The organism is Enterobacter sp. 237C8 (assembly GCF_034106865.1).
Lineage (GTDB): Bacteria > Pseudomonadota > Gammaproteobacteria > Enterobacterales > Enterobacteriaceae > Enterobacter > Enterobacter asburiae_B.
In genome coordinates, this window is record NZ_JAWNDF010000001.1 from 1,573,635 (window position 1) to 1,597,877 (window position 24,243).

The 24,243-nt window shown below is 54.0% G+C and carries 24 protein-coding genes and 1 pseudogene; 9 read left to right on the plus strand and 16 right to left on the minus strand.

All coding sequences use genetic code 11. The features are described from left to right. Position 1: 1 nt before the first annotated feature. The 6 genes from USF70_RS07655 to USF70_RS07680 form a co-directional block, all read right to left on the minus strand. Positions 2–808, minus strand: a complete 807-nt coding sequence (locus USF70_RS07655; protein ID WP_029741505.1) for an ABC transporter permease — start codon at positions 806–808, stop codon at positions 2–4. Next, the gene (locus USF70_RS07660; protein WP_214538454.1) at positions 798–1,742 is read right to left on the minus strand and encodes an ABC transporter permease; all 945 of its coding nucleotides are present in this window, start codon (positions 1,740–1,742) and stop codon (positions 798–800) included. Before USF70_RS07660 ends, USF70_RS07655 begins: the two co-directional genes overlap by 11 nt. 1 nt (position 1,743) lies before the next feature. Continuing rightward, positions 1,744–2,757, minus strand: a complete 1,014-nt coding sequence (locus tag USF70_RS07665) for an ABC transporter ATP-binding protein (RefSeq protein ID WP_064672621.1) — start codon at positions 2,755–2,757, stop codon at positions 1,744–1,746. 17 nt (positions 2,758–2,774) lie between these two features. After that, on the minus strand, positions 2,775–3,920 hold the full coding sequence (gene ydcS, locus USF70_RS07670) for a putative ABC transporter substrate-binding protein YdcS (RefSeq protein WP_087822668.1): 1,146 nt from the start codon (positions 3,918–3,920) through the stop codon (positions 2,775–2,777). A gap of 271 nt (positions 3,921–4,191) precedes the next feature. Continuing rightward, a complete protein-coding gene (locus tag USF70_RS07675) occupies positions 4,192–5,601 on the minus strand; it encodes a PLP-dependent aminotransferase family protein (RefSeq protein ID WP_033145692.1) in 1,410 nt (469 codons plus the stop codon). Positions 5,602–5,683: 82 nt separating this feature from the next. Next, complete coding sequence (locus USF70_RS07680) at positions 5,684–5,872, minus strand: hypothetical protein (protein ID WP_023335881.1); 189 nt, start codon at positions 5,870–5,872, stop codon at positions 5,684–5,686. A gap of 391 nt (positions 5,873–6,263) precedes the next feature. Between USF70_RS07680 and USF70_RS07685 the strand changes: the two genes are divergently transcribed. The 4 genes from USF70_RS07685 to hslJ all read left to right on the plus strand — a co-directional run bounded on the left by USF70_RS07685 (position 6,264) and on the right by hslJ (position 9,365). Then, positions 6,264–7,664, plus strand: coding sequence for a cytochrome ubiquinol oxidase subunit I (locus USF70_RS07685; RefSeq protein ID WP_087822669.1), 1,401 nt, complete (start codon positions 6,264–6,266; stop codon positions 7,662–7,664). After that, a complete protein-coding gene (gene cydB / locus USF70_RS07690) occupies positions 7,664–8,674 on the plus strand; it encodes a cytochrome d ubiquinol oxidase subunit II (protein WP_033145694.1) in 1,011 nt (336 codons plus the stop codon). The genes USF70_RS07685 and cydB overlap by 1 nt, the downstream gene beginning before the upstream one ends. Continuing rightward, positions 8,674–8,802, plus strand: a complete 129-nt coding sequence (locus tag USF70_RS07695; protein WP_008501283.1) for a DUF2474 domain-containing protein — start codon at positions 8,674–8,676, stop codon at positions 8,800–8,802. Before cydB ends, USF70_RS07695 begins: the two co-directional genes overlap by 1 nt. Positions 8,803–8,927: 125 nt before the next feature. After that, on the plus strand, positions 8,928–9,365 hold the full coding sequence (hslJ, locus tag USF70_RS07700) for a heat shock protein HslJ (RefSeq protein WP_033145695.1): 438 nt from the start codon (positions 8,928–8,930) through the stop codon (positions 9,363–9,365). On the opposite strand, the gene USF70_RS07705 is transcribed toward hslJ, so the two are convergent. Continuing rightward, positions 9,366–9,632 carry a DUF333 domain-containing protein gene (locus USF70_RS07705; RefSeq protein ID WP_023312003.1) on the minus strand — a complete coding sequence of 89 codons (267 nt, stop codon included), beginning with the start codon at positions 9,630–9,632 and terminating at the stop codon, positions 9,366–9,368. It abuts the gene before it with no gap. A 272-nt stretch (positions 9,633–9,904) separates the two neighbouring features. Here USF70_RS07705 and nifJ point away from each other — a divergent pair, with 272 nt between their 5' ends. Both nifJ and ompC read left to right on the plus strand, forming a co-directional pair. Beyond that, positions 9,905–13,429: a pyruvate:ferredoxin (flavodoxin) oxidoreductase gene (nifJ, locus tag USF70_RS07710; RefSeq protein ID WP_320735504.1), complete on the plus strand. Its 3,525-nt coding sequence runs from the start codon at positions 9,905–9,907 to the stop codon at positions 13,427–13,429. Between the two features lie 389 nt (positions 13,430–13,818). Further along, positions 13,819–14,928 (plus strand): porin OmpC, encoded by a 1,110-nt coding sequence (gene ompC, locus USF70_RS07715; protein ID WP_033145697.1) that lies wholly within the window; start codon positions 13,819–13,821, stop codon positions 14,926–14,928. Positions 14,929–15,265: 337 nt separating this feature from the next. Here the strand turns inward: ompC and USF70_RS07720 are convergent, their stop codons facing one another. The 6 genes from USF70_RS07720 to USF70_RS07745 form a co-directional block, all read right to left on the minus strand. Further along, positions 15,266–15,343, minus strand: coding sequence for a hypothetical protein (locus tag USF70_RS07720; protein ID WP_223239581.1), 78 nt, complete (start codon positions 15,341–15,343; stop codon positions 15,266–15,268). 68 nt (positions 15,344–15,411) lie between these two features. Then, entirely contained in the window at positions 15,412–15,834 is a 423-nt protein-coding gene (locus USF70_RS07725; RefSeq protein ID WP_045888983.1) for a GFA family protein, read from the minus strand. Positions 15,835–15,837: 3 nt separating this feature from the next. Continuing rightward, positions 15,838–16,035, minus strand: coding sequence for a hypothetical protein (locus tag USF70_RS07730; RefSeq protein ID WP_023616678.1), 198 nt, complete (start codon positions 16,033–16,035; stop codon positions 15,838–15,840). Positions 16,036–16,075: 40 nt separating this feature from the next. Then, positions 16,076–16,525 carry a hypothetical protein gene (locus tag USF70_RS07735; protein WP_063439760.1) on the minus strand — a complete coding sequence of 150 codons (450 nt, stop codon included), beginning with the start codon at positions 16,523–16,525 and terminating at the stop codon, positions 16,076–16,078. 143 nt (positions 16,526–16,668) lie between these two features. After that, positions 16,669–17,013 carry a DUF1294 domain-containing protein gene (locus USF70_RS07740; protein WP_048979167.1) on the minus strand — a complete coding sequence of 115 codons (345 nt, stop codon included), beginning with the start codon at positions 17,011–17,013 and terminating at the stop codon, positions 16,669–16,671. Between the two features lie 494 nt (positions 17,014–17,507). Further along, positions 17,508–19,031 (minus strand): EAL domain-containing protein, encoded by a 1,524-nt coding sequence (locus tag USF70_RS07745; protein ID WP_320735505.1) that lies wholly within the window; start codon positions 19,029–19,031, stop codon positions 17,508–17,510. Positions 19,032–19,711: 680 nt separating this feature from the next. On the opposite strand from USF70_RS07745, the gene USF70_RS07750 reads away from it, so the two are divergent. The 3 genes and pseudogenes from USF70_RS07750 (at position 19,712) to ttcA (ending at position 21,321) form a co-directional block, all read left to right on the plus strand. After that, complete coding sequence (locus USF70_RS07750; RefSeq protein ID WP_033145702.1) at positions 19,712–20,122, plus strand: ASCH domain-containing protein; 411 nt, start codon at positions 19,712–19,714, stop codon at positions 20,120–20,122. A gap of 156 nt (positions 20,123–20,278) precedes the next feature. Further along, positions 20,279–20,350: pseudogene (locus USF70_RS07755) on the plus strand (hypothetical protein); the annotation flags it as partial. A 35-nt stretch (positions 20,351–20,385) separates the two neighbouring features. After that, on the plus strand, positions 20,386–21,321 hold the full coding sequence (gene ttcA, locus USF70_RS07760) for a tRNA 2-thiocytidine(32) synthetase TtcA (protein WP_033145703.1): 936 nt from the start codon (positions 20,386–20,388) through the stop codon (positions 21,319–21,321). Between the two features lie 42 nt (positions 21,322–21,363). Here the strand turns inward: ttcA and dbpA are convergent, their stop codons facing one another. The 3 genes from dbpA to zntB all read right to left on the minus strand — a co-directional run bounded on the left by dbpA (position 21,364) and on the right by zntB (position 24,204). Next, on the minus strand, positions 21,364–22,737 hold the full coding sequence (gene dbpA, locus USF70_RS07765) for an ATP-dependent RNA helicase DbpA (protein ID WP_033145704.1): 1,374 nt from the start codon (positions 22,735–22,737) through the stop codon (positions 21,364–21,366). 27 nt (positions 22,738–22,764) lie between these two features. Next, positions 22,765–22,938, minus strand: a complete 174-nt coding sequence (locus USF70_RS07770; RefSeq protein WP_305089335.1) for a hypothetical protein — start codon at positions 22,936–22,938, stop codon at positions 22,765–22,767. 282 nt (positions 22,939–23,220) lie between these two features. Then, positions 23,221–24,204, minus strand: a complete 984-nt coding sequence (gene zntB / locus USF70_RS07775) for a zinc transporter ZntB (RefSeq protein WP_048979165.1) — start codon at positions 24,202–24,204, stop codon at positions 23,221–23,223. Between the last annotated feature and the right edge of the window lie 39 nt (positions 24,205–24,243).

Below are 24,243 nucleotides of genomic sequence, written 5' to 3' on the forward strand. Positions count from 1 at the left end.
GTTATTTCCCGCTGCCGGCGATATTCTCGCCGTCGCGGGTTAGCCACCAGGCTCCCAGAATGGGGATAGTTGTCACCAGCATCACCAGCAGTGCTACGACGTTGGTGACCGGCACGTCGCGCGGACGACCGAGCTGATTGAGCAACCACAGCGGTAACGTGCGCTCGTGTCCCGCCGTAAACGTTGTGACGATTATCTCGTCAAACGACAGGGCAAACGCCAGCATTCCCCCGGCCAGCAGCGCGGAACCCAGATTGGGCAGCACCACATAGCGGAAGGTTTGCCATCCGTCGGCCCCGAGATCCATCGACGCTTCCACCAGGCTCCAGGAGGTGCGTCTGAACCGGGCAATCACGTTGTTAAACACCACCACCACGCAAAAGGTGGCGTGTCCCACCACGATGGTGAAAAACCCCGGCTCAAGGTCAATCGTTTTGAATGCCGTCAGCAGCGCCAGACCGGTGATGATCCCCGGTAACGCAATCGGCAACAGCAGCAACAGCGAGATCGCATTCTTGCCAAAAAACTCGCTTCGCCACAGCGCCGCTGCAGCAAGCGTGCCAAGCACAAGGGCAATCGCGGTGGAGAGCGCGGCAATCTGAAGTGACAACGTCACGGATTCAATAATATCGCCGCGCCCCGCCGCCACGCTGAACCACTTCAGCGTCAGCCCCTGCGGCGGAAAGCTGAAGGCCGCATCTTCGGTATTAAAGGCATAGGTCGCGATAATCAGCAGCGGGAAGTGCAGGAAGATGACGCCTCCCCACGCTGCCACTTTCAGGAACAGCGGTGCGCGTTCAGAGTGCATCGAATGCTCCCAGACGTTTCACGAACGCCAGATAGAGTGAAATCAGCACGATGGGCACCAGCGTGAACGCGGCGGCCATGGGCATATTGCCAATGGCACCCTGCTGCGAGTAGACCATATTACCGATGAAGTAGCCCGGCGGCCCCACCAGCTGTGGAACGATGAAATCCCCCAGCGTCAGGGAAAAGGTGAATATTGAGCCCGCGGCAATACCCGGGATCGCCAGCGGCAGAACGACGTAGCGAAAGGTCTGACGAGGGCGCGCGCCGAGGTCGGCTGAGGCCTGCAGTAGCGAGGCAGGCAGGCGTTCCAGCGCCGCCTGGACGGGCAAGATCATAAACGGCAGCCAGATATAGACGAAGACCAGAAACCGTCCCAGCCCGGAGGTGGACAAGGTGTTGCCGCCAATTGCCGGGAGCGTAAGGAGTGAGGTCAGGATCGGCTCCAGCCCCATATGGTTGAGAAACCACTGCGCCACCCCATCCTTCGCCAGCAGCAGCGTCCAGGCGTAGGCTTTGACGATGTAGCTCGCCCACATTGGCAGCATCACGGCGATATAGAAAAACGCTTTCCACTTGCCGCGGGTGTATCGCGCCATGTACCAGGCCATCGGGAATGCCAGGATGGCGCTGGCTATCGTCACCGCAATCGCCATGGTTAACGTGCGCAGGATGATGTCGTAGTTTGCCGGGTTAAAAAGCGCCTGAATGTTCGCCAGGGTCAGATCCGGCGTGACGGCCATGGTGAAATCGTCAAAGGTGTAAAAACCTTGCCACAGCAGGGTCAGAAGCGATCCTAAATAGACGATGCCAAACCACATGAGCGGCGCGAGCAGAAGCAGGAACAGGCCGAGCGACGGTTTACGCCAGAACAGCGCCGTCATGCGGCTTAAGCGCCCGTGCGAGGCGGGAGGATGCACAACGCTCATAGACATTTCACCTCTCCTCGTGCAGGCGAATCATCGCCTCGCGTGACCACGACGCCATCACCGCCTGCCCCGGCGCAATGCCGCTCAGCGACGAGGTTTCACTGAGATTGGCCTGGCTCACCAGCAGTTTGGCGCCATCGGCGAGCTTCAGCTCCAGCCGCGTGGCCGCTCCCTGATACTGAACGGCCTGCACGATGCCCTGAACCTGAACGTCTCCGCCCTCATTAAGGCGAATATGTTCCGGGCGCAGGGAATAGCTGCCTTCCATACCGCAAATTTTCTGCGCAAGGCCCGCATCAAAGACGTTGGACGTGCCGACAAAACCGGCGACAAACGGCGTGCGCGGACGCATGTAGAGATCGCGCGGGGTATCCACCTGCTCGATGCGCCCGTTATTGAACACCGCCACCCGGTCTGACATGGAAAGGGCCTCGCCCTGATCGTGGGTGACAAAAATAAAGGTGATGCCGAGTTCCTGCTGAAGCTTCTTCAGCTCGAACTGCATCTGTTCACGCAGTTTGAGATCGAGCGCACCTAAGGGCTCATCCAGCAGCAGGACGCGCGGCTCATTGACCAGCGCCCGGGCGATGGCGACACGCTGTCGCTGGCCGCCGGAAAGTTGCGAGGGTTTGCGGGCAACGGCAAAGCTCAGGCCCACTTTTTCCAGGGCATCACGGGCCTGCGCATGGCGTTTTTTCTTGTCGATGCCTTTGACCATCAGCCCGTAGGCAACATTGTCGAGAATCGACATATGCGGGAACAGCGCGTAGTCCTGAAAGACGGTGTTCACATCCCGCTCCCAGGGAGGCAGTTCGCTCGCCTCTTTGCCGAAGATAGAAATCGTGCCGCCTGACAGCTGTTCAAAACCCGCTATCAGACGCAGGCAGGTGGTTTTGCCGGAGCCCGAAGGCCCCAGCATGGAGAAAAACTCTCCGTCACGAATAGCAATGGTGACCCCATCCACCGCCCGTACGTCGCCGTACAGACGGGAAACGTTGTTAAACTCTACCGCGTACGTCATGTTCTGCTCCCGGGCAATTAACGACCGCCCATGATGGCGATGTAATCCTGCGTCCAGCGGCTGTAAGGGACAAATTTGCCGCCTTCTGCGATGGGGGTTTTCCAGAACATGATTTTGTCGAACTCGTTATAACCGTTTGTTTCGCAGCCTTTATCACCCAGCAGCGTGCTGGCCTTACACCCTTCTGCAACCACGGGCAGGGAGCCAAACCAGGCCGCCAGATCGCCCTGAACTTTCGGCGTCAGCGACCAGTTCATCCACTTATAGGCGCACATCGGGTGTTTTGCCTGCGCGTGCAGCATGGTGGTATCCGCCCAGCCGGTCACCCCCTCTTTCGGGAAGACGGTGGCAACGGGCTGGTTCTCAGCCTTCAGGGCATTCGCCTGATACGGCCAGGCGCTGGAGGCCACAACGCCTTCATTTTTAAAGTCGCTCATCTGAACGGTGGTGTCGTGCCAGTAGCGGTGGATCAGCGCGTGCTGGTCGCGAAGCACCTTGAGCACGGCGGCATACTGTTTTTCGGTGAGCTGGTACGGGTCTTTGATACCCAGCTGCGGCTGAGTGGCTTTGACGAACAGCGCGGCATCGGCGATATAAATCGGGCCGTCATACGCCTGCACGCGTCCCTGATTGCTTTTACCGTCCGGCAGATCCTGTTTGGTAAAGACCACGCTCCAGCTGTCCGGCGGCGTCGGGAAGGTTTTGGTGTTGTACATCAACAGGTTTGGCCCCCACTGATACGGCGTGCCGTAGACTTTCCCGCCGACGTTAAACCATTCCCCTTTTACAATCCGCGCGTCGAGCGTTTTCCAGTTGGGGATGAGCTCGGGGTTAATGGGCTGAACGCGTTTACCCATTATCAGGCGCAGGGAGGCGTCACCCGAGGCGGTGACCAGGTCATAGCCCCCTTTCGCCATCAGGCTGACCATTTCATCCGACGTGGCCGCCGTCTTGACGTTGACCGCACACCCGGTCTCTTTTTCAAACTGGGTGACCCAGTCATAATTTTTATCCGTCTGTCCGCGTTCGATGTATCCCGGCCAGGCGATAATATCCAGCCGACCTTCCCCGTCGCCGATGGCCTTTGGTGGTTCTGCGGCTTGCGCTGTCATGATAGTCATGCCGAGCGCGCACAGGCTGCTGCGGGCAAAATGTTTGCTCATAAGAGTTACTCCTGTCGCAATGAAATTTAGCGGCAGCCGTGCCGTAAAAATATCTCCCTTATTAAACGTAGACCGCGCAAATGCGCCGCACCGTACGGCTTCAGGAAATTTCATCAAGGTGTGACCGAGGGCGCATTCCCCGTTAACTGGATTATAGACAAGGAGTTAGCCGCGAGAGACGGTATGCAGATTTCCTATGACAGGGCACCGCGAAATATTCGCAGCGCCGTCATCAGGATAAGAATTGATTATTTAAATAACGGAGAAAAGTTTATTCCAGCATCGTGCTAATTAATTTTCCTAACTGAATGACCGCCTGCTCTTCTCGCTCTCCCCAGGCCCAGGAGGTATTAAACCGGAAGAACGGTGTCCACGCGTCGGAGGTGGAAAACATCTTTCCGGGCGCAATGCTGATGTGATGCGTTAAGGCTTTTTCGCTGAGCAGACCCGCATCCAGCTGCGCCGGAAGCTCCAGCCATAAAAAGTAGCCGCTGTCGTTATGGTGAATTTTGACGCCGGCAGGCATATGGCGCAAAAGAGACTGCCAGGCCTGCTGTTTTCGCTCGGCGAGGGTACGCCGCAGGCGGCGCAGATGGGCGTCGTAGCGTTTCGTCGCCAGATAATCCACCAGCGCCAGCTGCACGGGTGAGCTGGTGGAGAGCGTGCTCATCAGCTGCAGCTGCTGAATGCGTCTCGCGTGTTTTCCTGCCGCAACCCAGCCGATGCGAAAACCGGCCACCAGGCATTTTGAAAAGGACGAGCAGTGCAGCGTCATGTCCTGACGATCCCATGCCTTCGCCGGGAGCGGCTTTTCGCGGCCAAAATAGAGTTCGCTGTAGACATCGTCTTCAATCAGGGGGACGTTGTGCTGCGTTAACAGCGCGACAAGCTGCGCTTTTTTCTCCGCGCTCAGCGTGAAGCCAAGCGGGTTCTGACTGTTGGTCATGATCCAGCAGGCTTTAACCGGGTACTCCTTCAGCGCCTGTTCAAGGGCATTCAGATCAATCCCCTCGCGGACATCCGTCGCAATCGACAACGCTTTGAGCTTCAGGCGTTCCAGCGCCTGCAGCGCGCCGTAGAAACACGGGTTTTCGACTATCACCCAGTCGCCCGGCTCGGTTACCGCCTGCAGGCTGAGATTGAGCGCTTCAAGCGCGCCTGCGGTGATCACAATCTCTTCCGGGGAGATGTTCATTCCCTGCTGCGCATAGCGACGGGCAATGGCGTGGCGGAGATCGACGTTACCCGGCGGCAGGTTCTCAATCACGCTCATCGCCGTCGCGGTTTTGCTGACGTTCGCCAGCGAGCGGTTGAGCTGCTGCAGCGGGAAAAGTCGGGGATCGGGAAACGCGGAGGCAAAAGGAACAACGGACGGGTCGCGGCTGGCCTGTAAGACGTCGAAGATGTAGGTGTTGATATCCACCACTTCGTCACGCATCACCTGGGCAGGTGGAGCAGGCTGATGGGCGGTCGGGCGCGAGGCAACGTAATAGCCCGACTGCGGTCTGGCGACAATGCGCCCCTGACTTTCCAGCATCTGATACGCGTGGCCAACGGTCATAAAACTCATGCCGCTGCTCGCCACCTGCTCTCGCAGCGAAGGCAGCTTATCGCCCGGCAGCCATACGCCAAGCTCAATCTGCGAGATAATTTGTTGCGCCAGACGCTGGTATTTTTTCATCAAATTCTCCTTGTGACCGACAGTGTATATCAGCAGGAGAAAAAGAGAAGATTTAGCTAACTGTTATAGTTCGTGAAACGAATTACTTACGGTACTCGGTAACGTGGCTTTGCGCCTGACGCGCGGCGGCCAGGTGATCGAGCGTAATCATCGACGATTTGCAAAAGATGCATTTCGCGCCGAGTGGGTTTTTCTCAGACATATCAAAGACTGAGGTACGGTACTGCGAGCCATGACAGCATGGGCAGCGGAAATGAATATAAGAAGTCATAGGGTTCTCCTGTGAACGTAAAAACGTAAATTACTAATGGGCCGATTGGGCAATAATGGTTTTAAACAAAACGAATCGGAAAGTAGATAAAGACCCAAGAGAGGCTGCGGAGAGGCACAACGTGATGAGAACTGCTTTATAAAACTACGTCAGATATTTATTTGGACTCAAAACCAGAGGGCCATTAACGCACGGCGCAGACGACAAGGCAAGCAGTTTTATGCGTAAAATTCATAAAAAGACGGTTTTTATTCCTCATGCGAGGTATATCAGATGACTAAAGCATGAGTTTTAAGTCAACTGTTATGGTTAAAAATCACTTTTCTGCGTCTGATAGTCCGAACGTTGCCCCTATACCATAACAGCACACCGTTTGACATTGAGGCTGTGCATGTTTGGTTTAGATGCTTTTCACCTTGCACGGATACAGTTTGCCTTTACCGTATCCTTTCACATTATTTTCCCGGCGATCACCATCGGCCTGGCAAGCTATCTTGCCGTACTCGAAGGGCTGTGGCTGAAAACCAAAAATCCGGTCTGGCGCTCGCTGTACCATTTCTGGTCGAAGATTTTTGCCGTCAACTTTGGCATGGGCGTGGTCTCCGGGCTGGTGATGGCCTACCAGTTCGGCACCAACTGGAGCGGATTTTCACAGTTTGCGGGCAGCATTACCGGCCCGCTGCTGACCTATGAAGTGCTGACCGCCTTCTTCCTCGAAGCCGGGTTCCTCGGCGTGATGCTGTTCGGCTGGAACAAAGTCGGGCCGGGTCTGCACTTCTTCTCCACCTGCATGGTGGCGTTGGGCACTATTATTTCTACCTTCTGGATCCTCTCGTCGAACAGCTGGATGCAGACCCCGCAGGGCTATGAGATCGTCAACGGTCAGGTCGTGCCGGTGGACTGGTTCGCCGTGGTGTTTAACCCCTCCTTCCCTTACCGCCTGCTGCATATGTCGATAGCCGCATTCCTGAGCAGCGCCCTGTTTGTGGCCGCATCCGCGGCATGGCATCTGCTGCGCGGCAATAATACCCCTGCCATACGGGCAATGTTTTCGATGGCGCTGTGGATGACGCTGATTGTCGCCCCCATCCAGGCCATGGTTGGCGATATGCACGGTCTGAACACCTTAAAGCACCAGCCCGCCAAGATTGCCGCCATTGAAGGCCACTGGGAAAATCCGCCGGGTGAGCCTACCCCGCTGCTGCTGTTTGGCTGGCCGGATATGGAGCAGGAGCGCACCCGCTTTGGGCTGGAGATCCCAGCGCTGGGGAGTCTTATCCTGACGCACAGTCTTGATAAACAGGTTCCGGCTCTCAAGGAGTTCCCGAAGGAAGACCGTCCGAATTCCACCATCGTGTTCTGGTCATTCCGCATCATGGCGGGCCTGGGCATGCTGATGCTGCTGCTCGGGGTGATGGCTCTCTGGCTGCGCTACAAAAAACGCGTGTATTCGTCTCGCCCCTTCCTGTGGTTTGCGCTGCTGATGGGGCCAACCGGGCTGATTGCCATCCTGGCCGGGTGGATCACCACCGAAGTGGGCCGCCAGCCGTGGGTGGTCTACGGACTCCAGCGAACGAAGGATGCGGTTTCTGCCCACGGTGACCTGCATATGAGCGTAAGCCTGCTGGCCTTCTTCGTCGTCTATACCTCGGTATTCGGCGTGGGCTACAGCTATATGGTGCGCCTCATCCGAAAAGGCCCGCAGCCGCATGAAACTTTCGCCACCGAGTCCGACGGACGTCCGGCGCGCCCGCTTTCTGCCGTCACAACTGAACATAAGGAGCAGCCATAATGGGTATCGACCTTTCCATTATCTGGTTTGTGATCATCGTCTTCGCCACGCTGATGTATATCGTGATGGACGGTTTTGATCTGGGGATTGGCATTCTGTTCCCGGCCACGCAGAACGCCGACGATCGCGACGTGATGGTCAACAGCGTCGCGCCGGTCTGGGACGGAAATGAAACCTGGCTGGTGCTTGGCGGTGCCGCCCTGTTCGGCGCATTCCCGCTGGCCTATGCGGTGATCGTTGATGCCCTGACCATTCCGCTAACATTAATGCTGATCGGACTTATTTTCCGCGGAGTGGCATTTGAGTTTCGCTTTAAAGCCACGCCGGCCCACCGCCCCTTCTGGGATAAGGCGTTTATTGGCGGTTCAATTCTGGCAACGTTCACCCAGGGCGTGACGGTAGGCGCCGTCATTAACGGCTTTACCGTCACCGGCCGGGCCTATACCGGCGGCCCCTTTGACTGGTTTACCGCGTTTAACCTGTTTTGCGGCGCGGGGCTGGTGGTGGCTTATGCGCTGTTAGGCTCTACCTGGCTGGTGATGAAAAGTGAAAACGCGCTGCAGGAGCGGATGCGTGAGGTGTCGAAAACGCTGTTAATCGTGCTGCTGGCATTTATTGCGGCGATCAGCCTCTGGACGCCGCTGGCGCAACCGGCCATCGCTGCGCGCTGGTTTACGCTACCGAATCTGTTTTATCTGCTGCCGGTCCCTGCTCTGGTGGTGATTTTTAGCCTGTACCAGTGGCGCTGCCTGAATAATCCCGCCAGCCATAGCCGTCCGTTTATTCTGACGCTGGGACTGATATTCCTCGGCTTTAGCGGGCTTGGGATCAGCATCTGGCCGCATATTATTCCACCGTCGATCACCCTGTGGCAGGCCGCCGCCCCGACGCAAAGCCAGGGCTTTATGCTGGTGGGCGCGCTGTTGATCATTCCCGTTATTCTGGTCTACACCTTCTGGAGCTACTACGTGTTTCGCGGCAAAGTTCAGCATGGGGAGGGTTATCACTGATGCAACAACCGGTATGGAAAAGATTGCTGTGGCTGGCCATTATCTGGGGCGGCAGCGTACTGGCGCTGGCTGCTGTCAGTATGCTCTTCCGCATGCTGATGACGGCGGCAGGATTTAAATCTCATTAACGTTATTCCGGGCAACCGCTGCGTTGCCCGCTCCTCCCAGCACTTTCAGATAAACCCCATTAACGCACGGCAGAGTATCGTTACACTGGAAAAAGATTCACGGTATTTATAGTTTGAGAAGAAAAATGAAAAAGCTCATTGCGTTAAGCGTTATTAGTCTTGTCCTTTCCGGCTGCGTTAATCCGGGCAAAGCCTCCGTACAGCCGGAGCAACTTAAAAACCACCGCTTTGTGCTGGAAAATGTCAACGGTAAGGCCGTGAAGACCGCGACAACGCAACCTGAGCTCAGCTTTGGCGCGCTGCCAGATATCAGCCTGGTGAATAACATCAGCGTTTCTGGCCAGATGTGTAACCGCTTCAACGGACAGGGGAAATTGTCCGAAGGCGAGCTGAAGGTTAAAACGCTGGCCATGACGCGCAAGCTCTGTACTGAGCCGCAGCTGAATGAGCTGGATCAGACCATCGGCGACATGCTGCGCCAAGGGGCGCAGGTCGACCTGACTGAGGACCAGTTAACCCTGGCGACAGCCGATAAAACGCTGATGTTTAAGCGTGTAGAATAATCAGTAGTTACCGCAGCTTCCAACGGCAAGCGACTGTTCGCTACAGCGTTTGCCGTTTGGCAAGGCGCACATCCCAATAGCAGAACCATCAAGCTGGCGGGCGACAGACAGCGAACCGCCAATCATCGCGCAGTTGGCCTGACCTGAACTGGACATCGCCGCTTTCATTCCCGGCGCCACGTGGGCTGCCGTTGCCTGCTGGACTGGCTCACTGCTACATGCCGACAACAATAACGCGGCACACCCTACCCAAAATGCTGAGCGCATGCTCTCTCCCCCATGAATAATGCGAAACCTATGCATAATAGGCATCACATCCCTTGTCGTCGAGAGTGGAAGTGCGTATTTATGCGCTCCGGAAACAATTTCTCGCAATTTTTTCGCCAAAAGTTTGATCTACTCATTGATGGCAGGAATACCAAGGACACAAAAGCGAAAATCGTAAAATCCCTCGTTTGCTAGAATACACAGATAATATTCAGGGTTTGTTGCCGTAATACAGACCCCTATTTTTTTGCGCAATGTAAGGGTGTTGTCCTATGCAAACTATTGACGGTAATGGTGCAGTTGCCTCAGTCGCGTTTCGCACCAGTGAAGTTATCGCCATCTACCCGATTACGCCAAGTTCTACCATGGCCGAGCAGGCGGATGCCTGGGCGGGTAACGGGTTAAAAAACGTCTGGGGCGATGTCCCGAGAGTGGTTGAGATGCAGTCTGAAGCCGGTGCGATTGCCACGGTACACGGTGCGCTTCAGACCGGCGCGCTTTCCACGTCGTTTACCTCCTCACAGGGATTGCTGTTAATGATCCCTACGCTTTACAAACTCGCCGGTCAGCTGACCCCCTTCGTTCTGCACGTTGCCGCGCGTACCGTTGCCACCCACGCGCTCTCTATCTTTGGCGACCACTCCGACGTGATGGCCGTGCGCCAGACCGGCTGCGCGATGCTATGCGCCAGCAGCGTTCAGGAAGCGCAGGACTTTGCCTTAATTTCGCATATCGCCACGCTCAAAAGCCGCGTGCCGTTTATTCACTTCTTTGATGGTTTCCGCACCTCTCACGAAATCAACAAAATCGTCCCGCTGGCCGACGACACTATCCTGAATCTGCTGCCGCAGGCGGAAATCGACGCGCATCGCGCCCGGGCTCTTAATCCTGAACACCCGGTTATTCGCGGAACATCGGCGAACCCGGATACCTATTTCCAGTCCCGCGAGGCCACGAACCCCTGGTACAACGCGGTTTACGACCATGTTGAACAGGCAATGAATGACTTTGCCGCCGCAACCGGCCGGCAGTACAAACCGTTTGAGTACTACGGCCATCCGCAGGCGGAACGGGTAATTGTGCTGATGGGGTCAGCCATTGGGACCTGTGAAGAGGTGGTTGACGAGCTGCTGACGCGCGGTGAAAAAGTTGGCGTGCTTAAGGTGCGTCTCTATCGCCCGTTCTGGGCCAAACATCTGCTTTCGGCTCTGCCTGAAAGCGCGCGCGCTGTGGCGGTGCTCGACCGTACCAAAGAGCCGGGCGCGCAGGCGGAACCCCTCTATCTGGATGTGATGACCGCCCTGGCAGAAGCCTTTAATCAGGGCGAACGTGAAACGCTGCCGCGCGTGATTGGCGGTCGCTATGGCTTGTCCTCCAAGGAGTTTGGGCCGGACTGCGTGCTGGCGGTATTCAACGAGTTAAGCGAAGCGAAACCCAAACCGCGCTTTACCGTCGGCATTTATGATGATGTGACGAATCTTTCCCTGTCGTTGCCGGAAAACACCCTGCTCTCGACCGCCAAACTTGAGGCGCTGTTCTACGGTCTGGGCAGCGACGGCAGCGTCTCCGCGACCAAAAACAACATCAAAATTATCGGCAACTCCACGCCGTGGTACGCCCAGGGGTACTTCGTCTACGACTCCAAAAAAGCAGGCGGCCTGACCGTATCCCACCTGCGCGTGAGCGAACAGCCCATCCGCTCCGCGTATCTTATCTCTCAGGCCGATTTTGTTGGCTGCCACCAGCTGCAGTTTATCGATAAATACCAGATGGCCGAGCGCCTGAAGCCCGGCGGCATTTTCCTCCTCAATACGCCGTACAGCGCGGACGAAGTCTGGGCGCGGCTGCCGCAGGAAGTTCAGGCGGTGCTGAACCAGAAAAAAGCCCGTTTCTACGTGGTCAACGCTGCAAAAATTGCCCGCGAATGTGGCCTGGCTGCGCGTATTAATACCGTTATGCAGATGGCCTTCTTCCATCTGACCAATATTCTGCCAGGCGACAGCGCGCTGGTGGAGCTGCAGGGTGCGATTGCTAAAAGCTACAGCAGCAAGGGCCAGGAGCTGGTCGAGCGAAACTGGCAGGCGCTGGCGCTGGCACGCGAATCGCTGTTTGAGGTAACGCTGCAGCCGGTGAATGCCGCAAGCCCGAACCGCCCTCCGGTGGTGTCCGATGCGGCGCCCGATTTCGTTAAGACCGTGACGGCGGCGATGCTGGCCGGCCTGGGCGATGCCCTGCCCGTCTCCGCGCTACCGCCGGATGGCACCTGGCCGATGGGCACCACGCGCTGGGAAAAACGTAACATTGCCGAAGCGATCCCCATCTGGAAAGAAGAGCTGTGTACACAGTGCAACCACTGCGTTGCGGCCTGCCCGCACTCCGCCATTCGTGCCAAAGTGGTTTCACCGGAAGAGATGGAAGCCGCGCCTGCCAGCCTGCATTCGCTGGATGTGAAATCTCGCGATATGCGCGGACAGAAATACGTTCTGCAGGTCGCGCCGGAAGATTGCACCGGCTGTAACCTGTGCGTCGAGGTCTGTCCGGCGAAAGACAGGCAGGATCCGGAGATCAAAGCCATCAATATGATGTCGCGTCTGGAGCACGTCGAAGAGGAGAAGGTCAACTATGACTTCTTCCTGAATCTGCCGGAAATCGATCGCAGCAAACTGGAACGTATTGATATTCGTACGTCACAGCTGATTACGCCGCTGTTTGAGTACTCCGGGGCCTGCTCCGGCTGCGGTGAAACGCCGTATATCAAGCTGCTTACCCAGCTGTACGGTGACCGGATGCTGATTGCCAACGCAACCGGCTGTTCATCCATCTACGGGGGCAATTTGCCTTCTACGCCGTACACCACCGACGCGAATGGGCGCGGTCCGGCGTGGGCAAACTCGCTATTCGAGGACAACGCCGAATTCGGCCTGGGCTTCCGCCTGACCGTCGACCAGCACCGCGCGCGCGTGATGCGCCTGCTGGAGCAGTTTGCCGGGCAGATCCCCGCTCAGCTCAATGACGCGCTTCATGCGGACGCGACGCCAGAAGAACGTCGTGAGCAGGTTGCTGAGCTGCGCCGCGCGCTGCAGGGCGTTTCGGGGGCTGAACAGCTGCTGACCGACGCTGACGCTCTGGTCGAAAAATCAATCTGGCTGATTGGCGGTGACGGCTGGGCTTACGATATCGGCTTTGGCGGACTGGATCACGTGTTGAGCCTGACCGAAAACGTCAACATTCTGGTTCTGGATACGCAGTGTTATTCCAATACCGGCGGCCAGGCGTCGAAAGCGACGCCGTTAGGCGCGGTAACGAAATTCGGCGAACACGGTAAACGCAAGGCGCGCAAAGATCTCGGCGTGAGCATGATGATGTACGGTCACGTTTACGTCGCGCAAATCTCGCTGGGTGCCCAGCTTAACCAGACGGTGAAAGCGATTCAGGAAGCGGAAGCGTATCCTGGCCCGTCGCTGATCATTGCCTACAGCCCTTGCGAAGAGCATGGCTACGATCTGGCCCTCAGCCACGACCAGATGCGCCAGCTGACCGCGACCGGCTTCTGGCCGCTGTACCGGTTCGACCCGCGTCGTGCAGACGAGGGTAAATTACCGCTGGCGCTGGATTCGCGTCCGCCGTCGGATGCCCTGGCCGAGACGTTAATGCAGGAACAGCGCTTCCGTCGCCTTAACGCCCAGCAGCCGGAAGTGGCCGGGCAGCTCTGGAAAGATGCCGCTGCTGACCTGCAAAAACGCTATGACTTCCTGGCGCAGATGGCGGGTAAAGCCGAAAAACCAACCAGCGACTAGTTCCCCTGCCCGGCTTGTCCGGGCATTTTTTTTCCATAAAAAAAGCCCGGCGTATTCACACCGGGCGAATCCAGATAATCATTGAATATCTATTTAGTTTCCTTAATAGCATTCATGTTAATTATGGATGAATCATCTTACAGGCATATAACGCCGGCCAGATTACCTTAATTAACGCCTGATTAATAATTTCAATTTAATATAGTTACTTTTAAATCATTCATCAAACCAATGATCATTTCTACCGATTTATTCGGTTTAGATTTTACTTAGTTCGTAACAATTATATTTTATTACTCTTACACGGGAGTGATTTAGCATGAGACAACTTTCTCATTCTGAAAGTTCAACAGGTAATTAAATAAAAACAACTGCAAAGGAATATCACAATGCAAAGAAAAGTACTGGCTCTGATGATTCCGGCTCTGTTAATAGCTGGTTCTGCTCAAGCAGCAGAAATTTATAATAAAGACGGTAACAAATTAGATCTGTACGGAAAAGTAGATGGTCTGCACTACTTTTCCGATAACAAAGGTGCTGACGGCGATCAAACCTATATGCGTCTGGGTTTCAAGGGTGAAACGCAGATCAACAACACGATGACCGGCTATGCGCAGTGGGAATACAACATTCAGGCCAATAACACGGAAGGGTCTGATAATCAGTCCTGGACGCGTCTGGCCTTCGCCGGTGTAAAAGTGGGTGACTACGGCTCCTTCGATTACGGTCGTAACTACGGTGTCCTGTACGACGTGGAAGGCTGGACCGATATGCTGCCTGAGTTCGGTGGCGACTCCTACACCAAAGCCGACAACTTCATGACCGGCCGCGCCAACGGTGTGGCAACCTACCGTAACACCGACTTCTATGGTCTGGTGCAGGGCCTGAACTTTGCGCTGCAGTACCAGGGCAAAAATGAAGACGCCAGCAACAACCAGGAAGGCACCAACAACGGTCGCGACACGCGTCACGAGAACGGTGACGGCTTTGGTATCTCTACTACCTATGACTTCGGCATGGGGATTACTGCGGGTGCCGCGTATACCTCTTCTGACCGCACCAACGAGCAGGTCATGAATACCACAGCAGGTGGAGACAAGGCGGATGCCTGGACGGCGGGCCTGAAGTATGACGCCAATAACATCTATCTGGCGGCAATGTATTCTGAAACCCGCAATATGACACCGTATGGTGATAATACCGACGCCGTGGCGAACAAAACCCAGAACTTCGAAGTGACCGCGCAGTACCAGTTCGACTTCGGCCTGCGTCCGTCCCTTTCCTACCTGCAGTCGAAAGGTAAGGATCTGGGCAACGGCCAGGGCGACCAGGATCTGGTTAAATACGCTGACGTAGGGGTCACCTATTACTTCAACAAAAACATGTCCACCTACGTTGATTACAAAATCAACCTGCTGGATGAAGATGACAGCTTCTACAAAGACAACGGCATCAGCACCGATGATGTTGTAGCGTTAGGCCTGGTTTACCAGTTCTGATTGTCAGAGCCCGCATAATCATGCGGGCTCGCTTGTTTTTTGAAGTTCGTCACATAAGACAGTTTAAGAAAGGGGTTGGTTGAGGGAAAGTTGAAAGTAAGCTGGTTAAACTGCGGTGATAGCCCTTTCTTCACTAAGGATAACAGCGTTGTTTGGTCGTGTATCCCTTGCCTTACTTACCCTTTTAGCATTGCTGTGGATGGCGTTAATTTTTGATTTTGGTGATATCGTCGGGCATCTCGGGGCGCTATTAAACCATCTGGATGGCAGTTAACTATTGTCCCTGGAAATAAAAAGCCACCAGCGGTGCCGGTGGCGGGTAAACGCGTATGTCGCGTTATTTTTTCACAGGTTGAGGCTTTTTATCACCTGATTCAGGGGCCTCACGCGGATCGTCTTTTTCAACACAGAGCATAGTTTCTCCTGTTTCAGTTACCCACTGCCTACTATAGCCGGAGGAGTAAAAGAGTGGCCAGGCGGCAATCATGCCTGATCTTCCCCTTTCTCGCGAAAAGAGAGATAACCTAATACCCCACTATCCCCATCCATGGGATGGTTAACGCCGTCCATCACCTTCACCTCTGGAAAATCAAAAGGTGAAACGTTTTCAAAACAGGCGACATTAACGCCATATTCGTTTGGGTTAGAACGCCGCTGATGGAACGTGTAGATCCCGCATACCGAGCAGAAGAAATGCCGTGCCGTTCCCGTGTTAAAGCGGTACTCGGTGAGCTTATCTTCACCTTTGGTCACCTTAATGCCTGACAGCGGCGCAGAGACGACGACCGCGCCCCGCATGCGACAAAAGGAACAGCTGCAGCGCCGCGCGGTATTCAGACCATCAGTGAGCTCAACGGTGAACGCCACCGCGCCGCAATGGCACTTCGCGTTTCGTCTTTCAGCCATGGGCTATACCCCTTTTCTCACCAGCTCGGCAGCCTTAACGAAAACCTCATCTTCTACGCCATCGCCTTTTTGCCTGCCGAGCCTGACCAGTTCATCGACAATGCTGTTGCGATGGATCGGTTTCTGCGCTGAAACCAGCCCAATAACGGCGGCCCCGATTGCCAGCCCCACTAATCCGGTTTGTTCATCTTTGTTCATCATGCTTACGCTCCTGGTCCAACCAACAAGCTTAGCAGGATTTTTAAAAACGCGGCGTCAAACCGTATTTTGGCGTTTTGATGTTTGCAGCCCAAATCTTGATATCGTTTTGCAGGAGGATCGTGAAATCGGATTTTAAATGCGTCACCATGCCATTGACGCTGTCCGCATCAACCACTGAAAAATGTTCAATTCTGTTCTGTCCTACCTGAACGCAATAATATTTGGCGGGCAGTACTTTGCCATTCACATTTAGCGGCAGGTTATTCTCACCGCAACGGCCTTCAGTAATATATGACACCAGTAAATTAGCGGATTTTCTCCCAGGCTGGGAGACGCTCACCATGACAGGGAAACCTTCCGATGTCTGCGTCATATCATAAAGGACCGCATTTTTTATATACCAGGTATTATATTCCCGCTCCTGAAAAGCAGACCAGGAAGGCGCAGAAAAGAGCACCAGCACTGCCAGGATAAGAGATTCTATTTTCATGGGATGTTGTCGTCCGTGTTGTTGCACGTATTATTCAGATTGTGCAAAAAACAGCAACCACTTAAGAATAGTCCTACTACTATTGGCAGTGACGGAGGAATAAATTAAAGATATGCCTTACCGTCAGCAGTCCCAGCCAACGCTCATAAAAGAGAATAAGAAGAAAAATGGTAAACCGCAGCCATCATGGCGATGCTGACGACGACGCTGATGAAAAAGTAGCTTTTAAAGGGCTGCTTTTGGGTTTTATGGCGAAAGAGTTGTTGGCCCACAATGGCGCCAGGCCAGCCACCTGTCACGCCAAATACCAGCAATGTCGCTTCCGGAACCCTGCGCATCCCCTTCCGCGCCGCCATTTTATCGGCGCCATACATGACCAACGTCATCACGTTGATCGCCAGAAACCACATGACCAGAGGATGGGTAGCAAGAAGGCTGCCGATCGCAGCGATAATCAGGAGTAAATAACAAAAGCGATTAAGGGTCATAGCACGAGTCACGGAGTGTTTAGCGGTTTTGGATGACGCATTATACGCTAACTGACGAAAATCTCAGAATGAGACAGCTATTCTAAATGCAAACTGCGCCCCGGCCTTTACTGGTTAATATTTAAACTGCGGTAATAAGTAAGCATTATTTCATTATGCTATGGCCGCTAGCATTTTTTTCTTAAAAAATTAACCTGAAGCAACTTACGTCGAAAACACAGCGTAAGTGCATTGTTTTAACAAAGCAATAATCATTGCATCCATCATTCTTAAGAGGATGCGACAATTTTGATTAAAGTCAAACTAAACGTTAGACAGCTAATATTCCAAAGCCCCCATTTGCTTAAGAATCCCAAAGAGAATGTTGAAAACAATTAATTTGACCATCCGGTCAATACATAACAAAATATTACCGTGATTAAAACAATAATGGTCTGCATTTTTGGGGGATGATGTCCCCCCTTTTTATTTCCTCAGAAACAACCGAATAAACATTATTCCACCCTGACCTTAACTTTTGGCTTCGACAAGACAACTTTGACCAGTTCCTTGAAAGGAAGAGGTTTGTAAAAGAAAAAACCCTGTAAAAACCGGATATGATTGCGTGTGAGGTAATCGAGCTGCTCTTCTGTTTCAACGCCTTCCGCCACGATGCTAATTGAGAGTTTTTTGGCCAACTCCAGTACCGAATCAAGGATTAGCGTTGAGTCCTCATTCGCATTAACCCTGGCAACAAAGCTCTGGTCGATTTTAATGTAATCAATATGCAGATCCTGCAGATAGGACAGACCGGAATAACCCGTACCAAAGTCATCCAGCGCAATGGCAAATCCGTTGCTATGTAACTCATTCAATGTATTAACGAGATGTTCATCAATGTCGAGTGGTTCACGCTCCGTCACCTCAATGACGAGGTTGAGATCCTGTTGAGTGAAGCTGCGCTTGTAGTGGAGACACTCTTCAACAAAGGTGGGCGCAACGATATGAGAAGCGCTGAAGTTAATCCCTACGTGAAAGCCTTCTGGCAGCAATGTCGCAATAGCATTCATGTGTATTGCAACTTGCCTCATTAAGCTTTGAGTCAAAGGAATAATTAAACCGGATTTCTCAGCAAGAGGAATGAAGGATGCGGGAGAAATAAACCCTGATTGAGGATGCTTCCATCTGGCCAGCACCTCCACACCCCGTAAGGTTCCCTCTTTGCCGCTCACAACGGGTTGGTAATACGGAATAATTTCATTTCTGTAAATGGCGATGCGCAGTGATTCTTCGGGTGAAACATCCTTAGAAATATAGCGTTGAAGAATATAAGCAGAAAGAGACGATATTATCAGCAGGAATAACACCACGCCTCCGGCTCGATTGAATAATCTCTTAAGGCTAAAAAGAGGTGGAGAGTTGAATTGTACCGAGAAAGGATAACCAGAGGCTTTTACCGTTAATACCTCTTTCTTCGTAGGGTCTGCCGCCGTCACATCGCCTGTCAGGCCTAAAAGGCTATTGCCTACTCTCAGGGAATATTCAACGCCATTTAAAGGCATATCCAGCGCATCCCGGATATGGCTATCGCTGATGCTAACGATGATTCGGCTTCCGGCGTGAATTGTCTGATATAAGAGAACCGGAAGACCGTTGACGGTACTGGCCGAAGGGACGAGGAGCAATGATGACTCAGGCAGCACTGAGCTGTTGACCAACAATACGCGGTTTCCCGGTAACGAGGAGCACCAGACCGCATCATTTTTCAGAATAACGATCGTTCTCAGGTGAGGCTGTAATGCCGCCTCGGTGCCCAGCCGATATTGCCCTTCAGCATCACACTCATTCTCGGCAAGTTGCTTTGCCATCTCAGTCGCATGACGAGCTTCTTTAAGAATAACATTCATGTTCCGCACGACGTAGTGCGCCTCTGCCAGGCTATCAGCCCGTGCAGAATACCAGACCTGCAAATTGATGATAAAAACGCCGAGCAAAAACATTGTCGTGGCTGCAGCTACGGGGATAGATGCATGGCGCATTTAGAGTTCTCGATTTAAGTGAAGTAGCCGCTTCAACGATGGTGAAGTGATTGAATTGTCATTGTCTTAAGCATGGTCGATAACGTAATAATTACCATGCCAGGCGTCAGAAATGTTCTTGCCAGCCAGATTGAGGGGAAACAAAAGGCCGCCGAACGGCAGCCCTGGTGGATAAATGTCTATTAATATCGCTTTATTGTATTGATCGGGGTTCTTTCTGACCAGTCTGGTCTTTCGCCGGCCATGATTGCACGCTGTTGCGTTGGCGTCACAGACTGGGTTATTTCAGGCATTGACTTGTATTCGGGTTGTTTAGGTGGACTGAGAACCAGATCGGAGCTACAGCCTGACAGCAGGAAAATAGCCAGTAGAGATGAACTAAGCTTGAACACGTTAAACCCTTCCAATGGGATAAAATTTTAAGAAAAAGCGTGGTGCTGGTTGCATCCAGGTGACTCGTTACTGATATTCAAAGCCACGCGCCTGGCTGCAGACAGCAGATTCACCACACAGATAACCTCGTAAGGATATATTTACCAGGGCAATACGCGCAACGCTTTGTTTTCCTTCCCACCTGAACTAAAAATGCAAGGAAAGGCGACTATGCTTCTACAGTCGAGGGGGTTTATGCTAAAACCGCTATTCCGATTCTTTTGGTTAAGAGTTAAGAAGGGATTTGAATGGTTCAGGTTGAAGAATTAAAAATGAAGTACCCAGGCGCAGTGGCCTGGCAAATGGGTGACGGCCCGGAAATGGCGAGCGTGCTTGCGGACCTTATTAAAAAAGGAATCAAAACGGCCACCTGCGGATCTTTTGCCTCGTACGCGCAGGATGTGTCTGCTCCGCGGATGGGGAGCTACAACATAATTCTTGATGGCCAGAATGTCCCGGTCTGTGTGATCCGGCTGGTTTCAATGCGGCTGGTGCGTTTTTGCGATGTAAATGAAGAATTCGCTCGCAAAGAGGGTGAAGGCGATTTAAGCCTTGAATACTGGCAGAAAGAGCATCAGCGATTTTTCTTCCGCGAAGGCCATTTTTCTGAAGATATGGAACTGATCGCGGAAGAATTTGATTTGGTTGAGGTGCTGTAAGCTGAGATAAAAGTGATACTTATCCCAGCGAGCCTGCACCCTTCTGATGCCCTCCCAGGTTTGTCAGGCTTTTTAAAGCTACCCTTGTCGATATAACGCATCACCCCGGCATCACTAGCCATTACCCTTAAGCCTGCATGATGTGAATCATTATAGGGCTCCAGATTTAACGCAGCTGTAAAACGTGCTGGTATTCGCCGCCGGAATCCGTACCATACGCGGCATACAATATTTGCCCCTGCTGGCTCCGAAGGTAGTACTAAATGCAACAGAATCAAGAGATTAACAAAAAAGAGCAATACAACCTGAATAAACTGCAAAAGCGACTGCGCCGTAACGTGGGCGAAGCCATTGCAGACTTCAACATGATTGAAGAAGGTGACCGCATCATGGTCTGCCTGTCAGGGGGTAAAGACAGCTATACCATGCTGGAGATCCTGCGTAATCTTCAGCAAAGCGCACCGGTGAAATTTTCCCTGGTGGCGGTCAACCTTGACCAGAAACAGCCGGGCTTCCCGGAGCACATTCTGCCGGAATACCTCGAGAAGCTGGGCGTTGAGTACAAAATCGTCGAAGAAAACACCTACGGCATTGTGAAAGAGAAAATCCCGGAGGGGAAAACCACCTGCTCACTCTGCTCTCGTCTGCGCCGCGGCATTCTGTATCGTACCGCGACGGAGCTGGGCGCGACCAAAATTGCGCTGGGCCATCACCGCGACGATATCCTGCAAACGCTGTTCCTCAATATGTTCTACGGCGGCAAGATGAAAGGCATGCCGCCTAAGCTGATGAGCGATGACGGCAAGCACATTGTGATCCGCCCTCTCGCCTACTGCCGCGAAAAAGACATTGAGCGTTTTTCTCAGGCTAAAGGTTTCCCGATCATTCCATGTAACCTGTGCGGCTCTCAGCCGAACCTGCAGCGTCAGGTAATTGGCGACATGCTGCGCGACTGGGATAAGCGTTATCCAGGGCGTATCGAAACCATGTTCAGCGCGATGCAAAACGTTGTCCCTTCCCATCTCGCGGATGTGGAGCTGTTCGACTTTAAAGGCATCAACCACGAGTCAGAAGTTGTGAACGGCGGAGACCTGGCGTTTGATCGGGAAGATATTCCCATGCAGCCAGCAGGCTGGCAGCCGGAAGAAGATGACAATCAGTTTGAAGAGTTGCGTCTCAACGTGCTTGAAGTGAAGTAAGCGATTAGCGTCTCAGAAGGACCTTCTGAGACGCTCCATTCTTTATTTCAGCAGACGTACGCGACAGGTTTTACCCTTAATTTTCCCGTTTTGCAGCTGCTTCCATGCCTTATGGGCAACCGCCTGGCGAACCGCTACGTAGACATGCGCCGGATGGACCGCAATCTTACCGATATCCGCCCCGTCCAGCCCCACGTCCCCGGTCAGCGCCCCTAATACGTCACCTGGACGCATCTTGGCTTTTTTACCGCCATCAATGCACAGCGTCGCCATTTCAGCCTCCAGCGGCACAATGCTGGCGCTGGCCGGTGCATTCATCCAGTTCAGCTTGATCTGCAGCATCTCAGAGAGAATGTTGGCGCGCTGCGCCTCTTCCGGCGCGCAGAAGCTGATCGCCAGACCGCTGTTTCCCGCGCGCGCGGTACGGCCAATACGGTGCACGTGCACTTCAGGGTCCCACGCCAGCTCAAAGTTCACCACCAGCTCCAGGGATTTAATATCCAGACCGCGCGCAGCGACGTCGGTTGCAACAAGAACGCGGGCGCTGCCATTAGCGAAGCGGACCAGCGTCTGATCGCGATCGCGCTGTTCCAGATCGCCATGCAGCGACAATGCGCTCTGGCCGGCGGCATTCAGGGCATCACAGACCGACTGACAGTCTTTTTTGGTATTACAGAACACCACGCAGGACGCAGGCTGATGCTGGCTCAGCAATTTCTGCAGGAGCGAAATTTTCCCCTGCTGCGAAGTTTCAAAGAACTGCTGCTCGATGGCGGGCAGCGCATCGACGCTGTCGATTTCAATGGTGAGCGGATTTTTCTGCACGCGCCCGCTGATGGCGGCGATGGCCTCCGGCCAGGTCGCGGAGAACAGCAGCGTCTGACGATCGGCCGGGGCGAAACGGATCACCTCGTCAATCGCATCGCTGAAGCCCATATCCAGCATCCTGTCTGCCTCATCCATCACCAGCGTTTGTAACGCATCCAGCGAGACGGTGCCTTTTTGCAGGTGATCCAGCAGGCGGCCGGGCGTTGCGACAATGATGTGCGGCGCATGCTGAAGTGAATCACGCTGCGCGCCGAACGGCTGTCCGCCGCAGAGGGTTAAAATCTTGGTGTTTGGCAGGAAACGCGCCAGGCGACGCAGTTCACCCGCGACCTGGTCTGCCAGTTCGCGGGTTGGGCACAGCACCAGAGACTGGGTCTGAAAAAGCGCCGCATCGATGTGCTGCAACAGGCCAAGGCCAAATGCCGCCGTTTTCCCGCTGCCCGTTTTCGCCTGCACGCGCACGTCACGGCCCTCAAGGATGGCGGGCAACGCGGCCGCCTGAACAGGCGTCATCGTGAGGTAACCCAACTCGTTGAGGTTATCGAGCTGGGCGGCGGGCAGAACATTCAGGGTAGAAAAAGCGGTCACAGTAGTCTCTCGTGGTCATCTTTGCGGTCAGATGGCGCGTATCCTCGCAGATCTCGCGGTTCGATGCGACAATTTAATCGGTTCTTGATCTGGCGGCGGGTCGGGCATCGGCTGCGGACGCGGGATGGGATCGGGCATTGGCACCGGATCGGTGGGGACGGGATCGGATTGACGCGATTGTTGCAGTAGCAGAGCGTTCAGGATGCTCATCATTCCCTCCAGAATTTGCTGTCGTCCCTTTTAGGGTAGACGCTGAGAATCAGGAGGCAAAAAAAAGCCGACTATGAAGTCGGCGTCGTACGAATCAATTGTGCTATGCAGTAATTCAAAAAAGGAAGTAAGACAATATGGAGCGCAACGCCCATCGCTTGACGTTGCATTCACCTGCGGGAGTAATATTGCACCTTACGGGGTAGATGTTTATTGACTTCGCTCAATTAAAAGAGCGTTTTGATCCCGTTGAAAGCTGGAAAAAGCGTAAATTTACAGCCATTTACTACGATGCAACCACCATGCAACACCACCAATCAAAACAACTAACATCACGCAAAACGCGGTAAAGCCGTAGCGATAAGCGCCACCCGGAATTCCACCCAGATTCACGCCAAACAGCCCGGTAAGAAACGTGCTGGGTAAAAACACCATCGCCATCAGGGACATCGTATAGGTTCTTCTCGACAGCGACTCCTGCATCACCTGCGCGATTTCGTCCGCCATCACCGCCGTTCTGGCAATACAGGAATCAATCTCGTCCAGCCCGCGCCCCAGCCTGTCGGCAATATCCTGCATTCTGCGTCGCTGATCGTCATTCATCCAGGTGAGCCTTTCGCTGGCAAGACGCGCATACACGTCGCGCTGCGGCGTCATGTAGCGGCGCATGACAATCAACTGCTTACGCAATAAGGCCAGAAAACCGCGCGGCGGGATCTGCTGATCGAGCAGGTTATCTTCCAGGTCGATGATTTTGTCGTGCAGCTCTTCAATAAATTCACTCGCATGATCGGTAAGGGCGTCGCAGACGTCCACCAGCCAGCTGCCGCAGTCGACCGGCCCGGTGCCCTCTTTCAGATCGTTGACAATGTCATCCAGCGCCAGAACTTTTCGCTGGCGGGTCGACACAATGAGCCCATCGTCCATGTAGACACGCATCGCAACCAGCTGATCCGGGCGTTCATCCGTGCTGCCGTTAATGCAGCGCAGGGTGATCAGCGTCCCGTCACCCATTCGACTCACGCGGGGCCGCAGGCTTTCACCCGCCAGCGCATCGCGCACGTTATTGGGCAAGAGCGGCGTCGAGGCCAGCCAGTCAGCGCTGTCCGGGTGGGTGTAGTTCAGATGTAGCCAGCAGGGATGCGCACTATCGATCACATCATTATCTTCCAGCGGTCGCGCACCGCCGCGACCATCCAGCACCCACGCAAAAACTGCGTCTGGAACGTTAAGTTCAGATCCTTTAATGCTTTCCACAGCGCCTCCACCTTTTTAGCTCTTCGGTGTCAGTCTAGC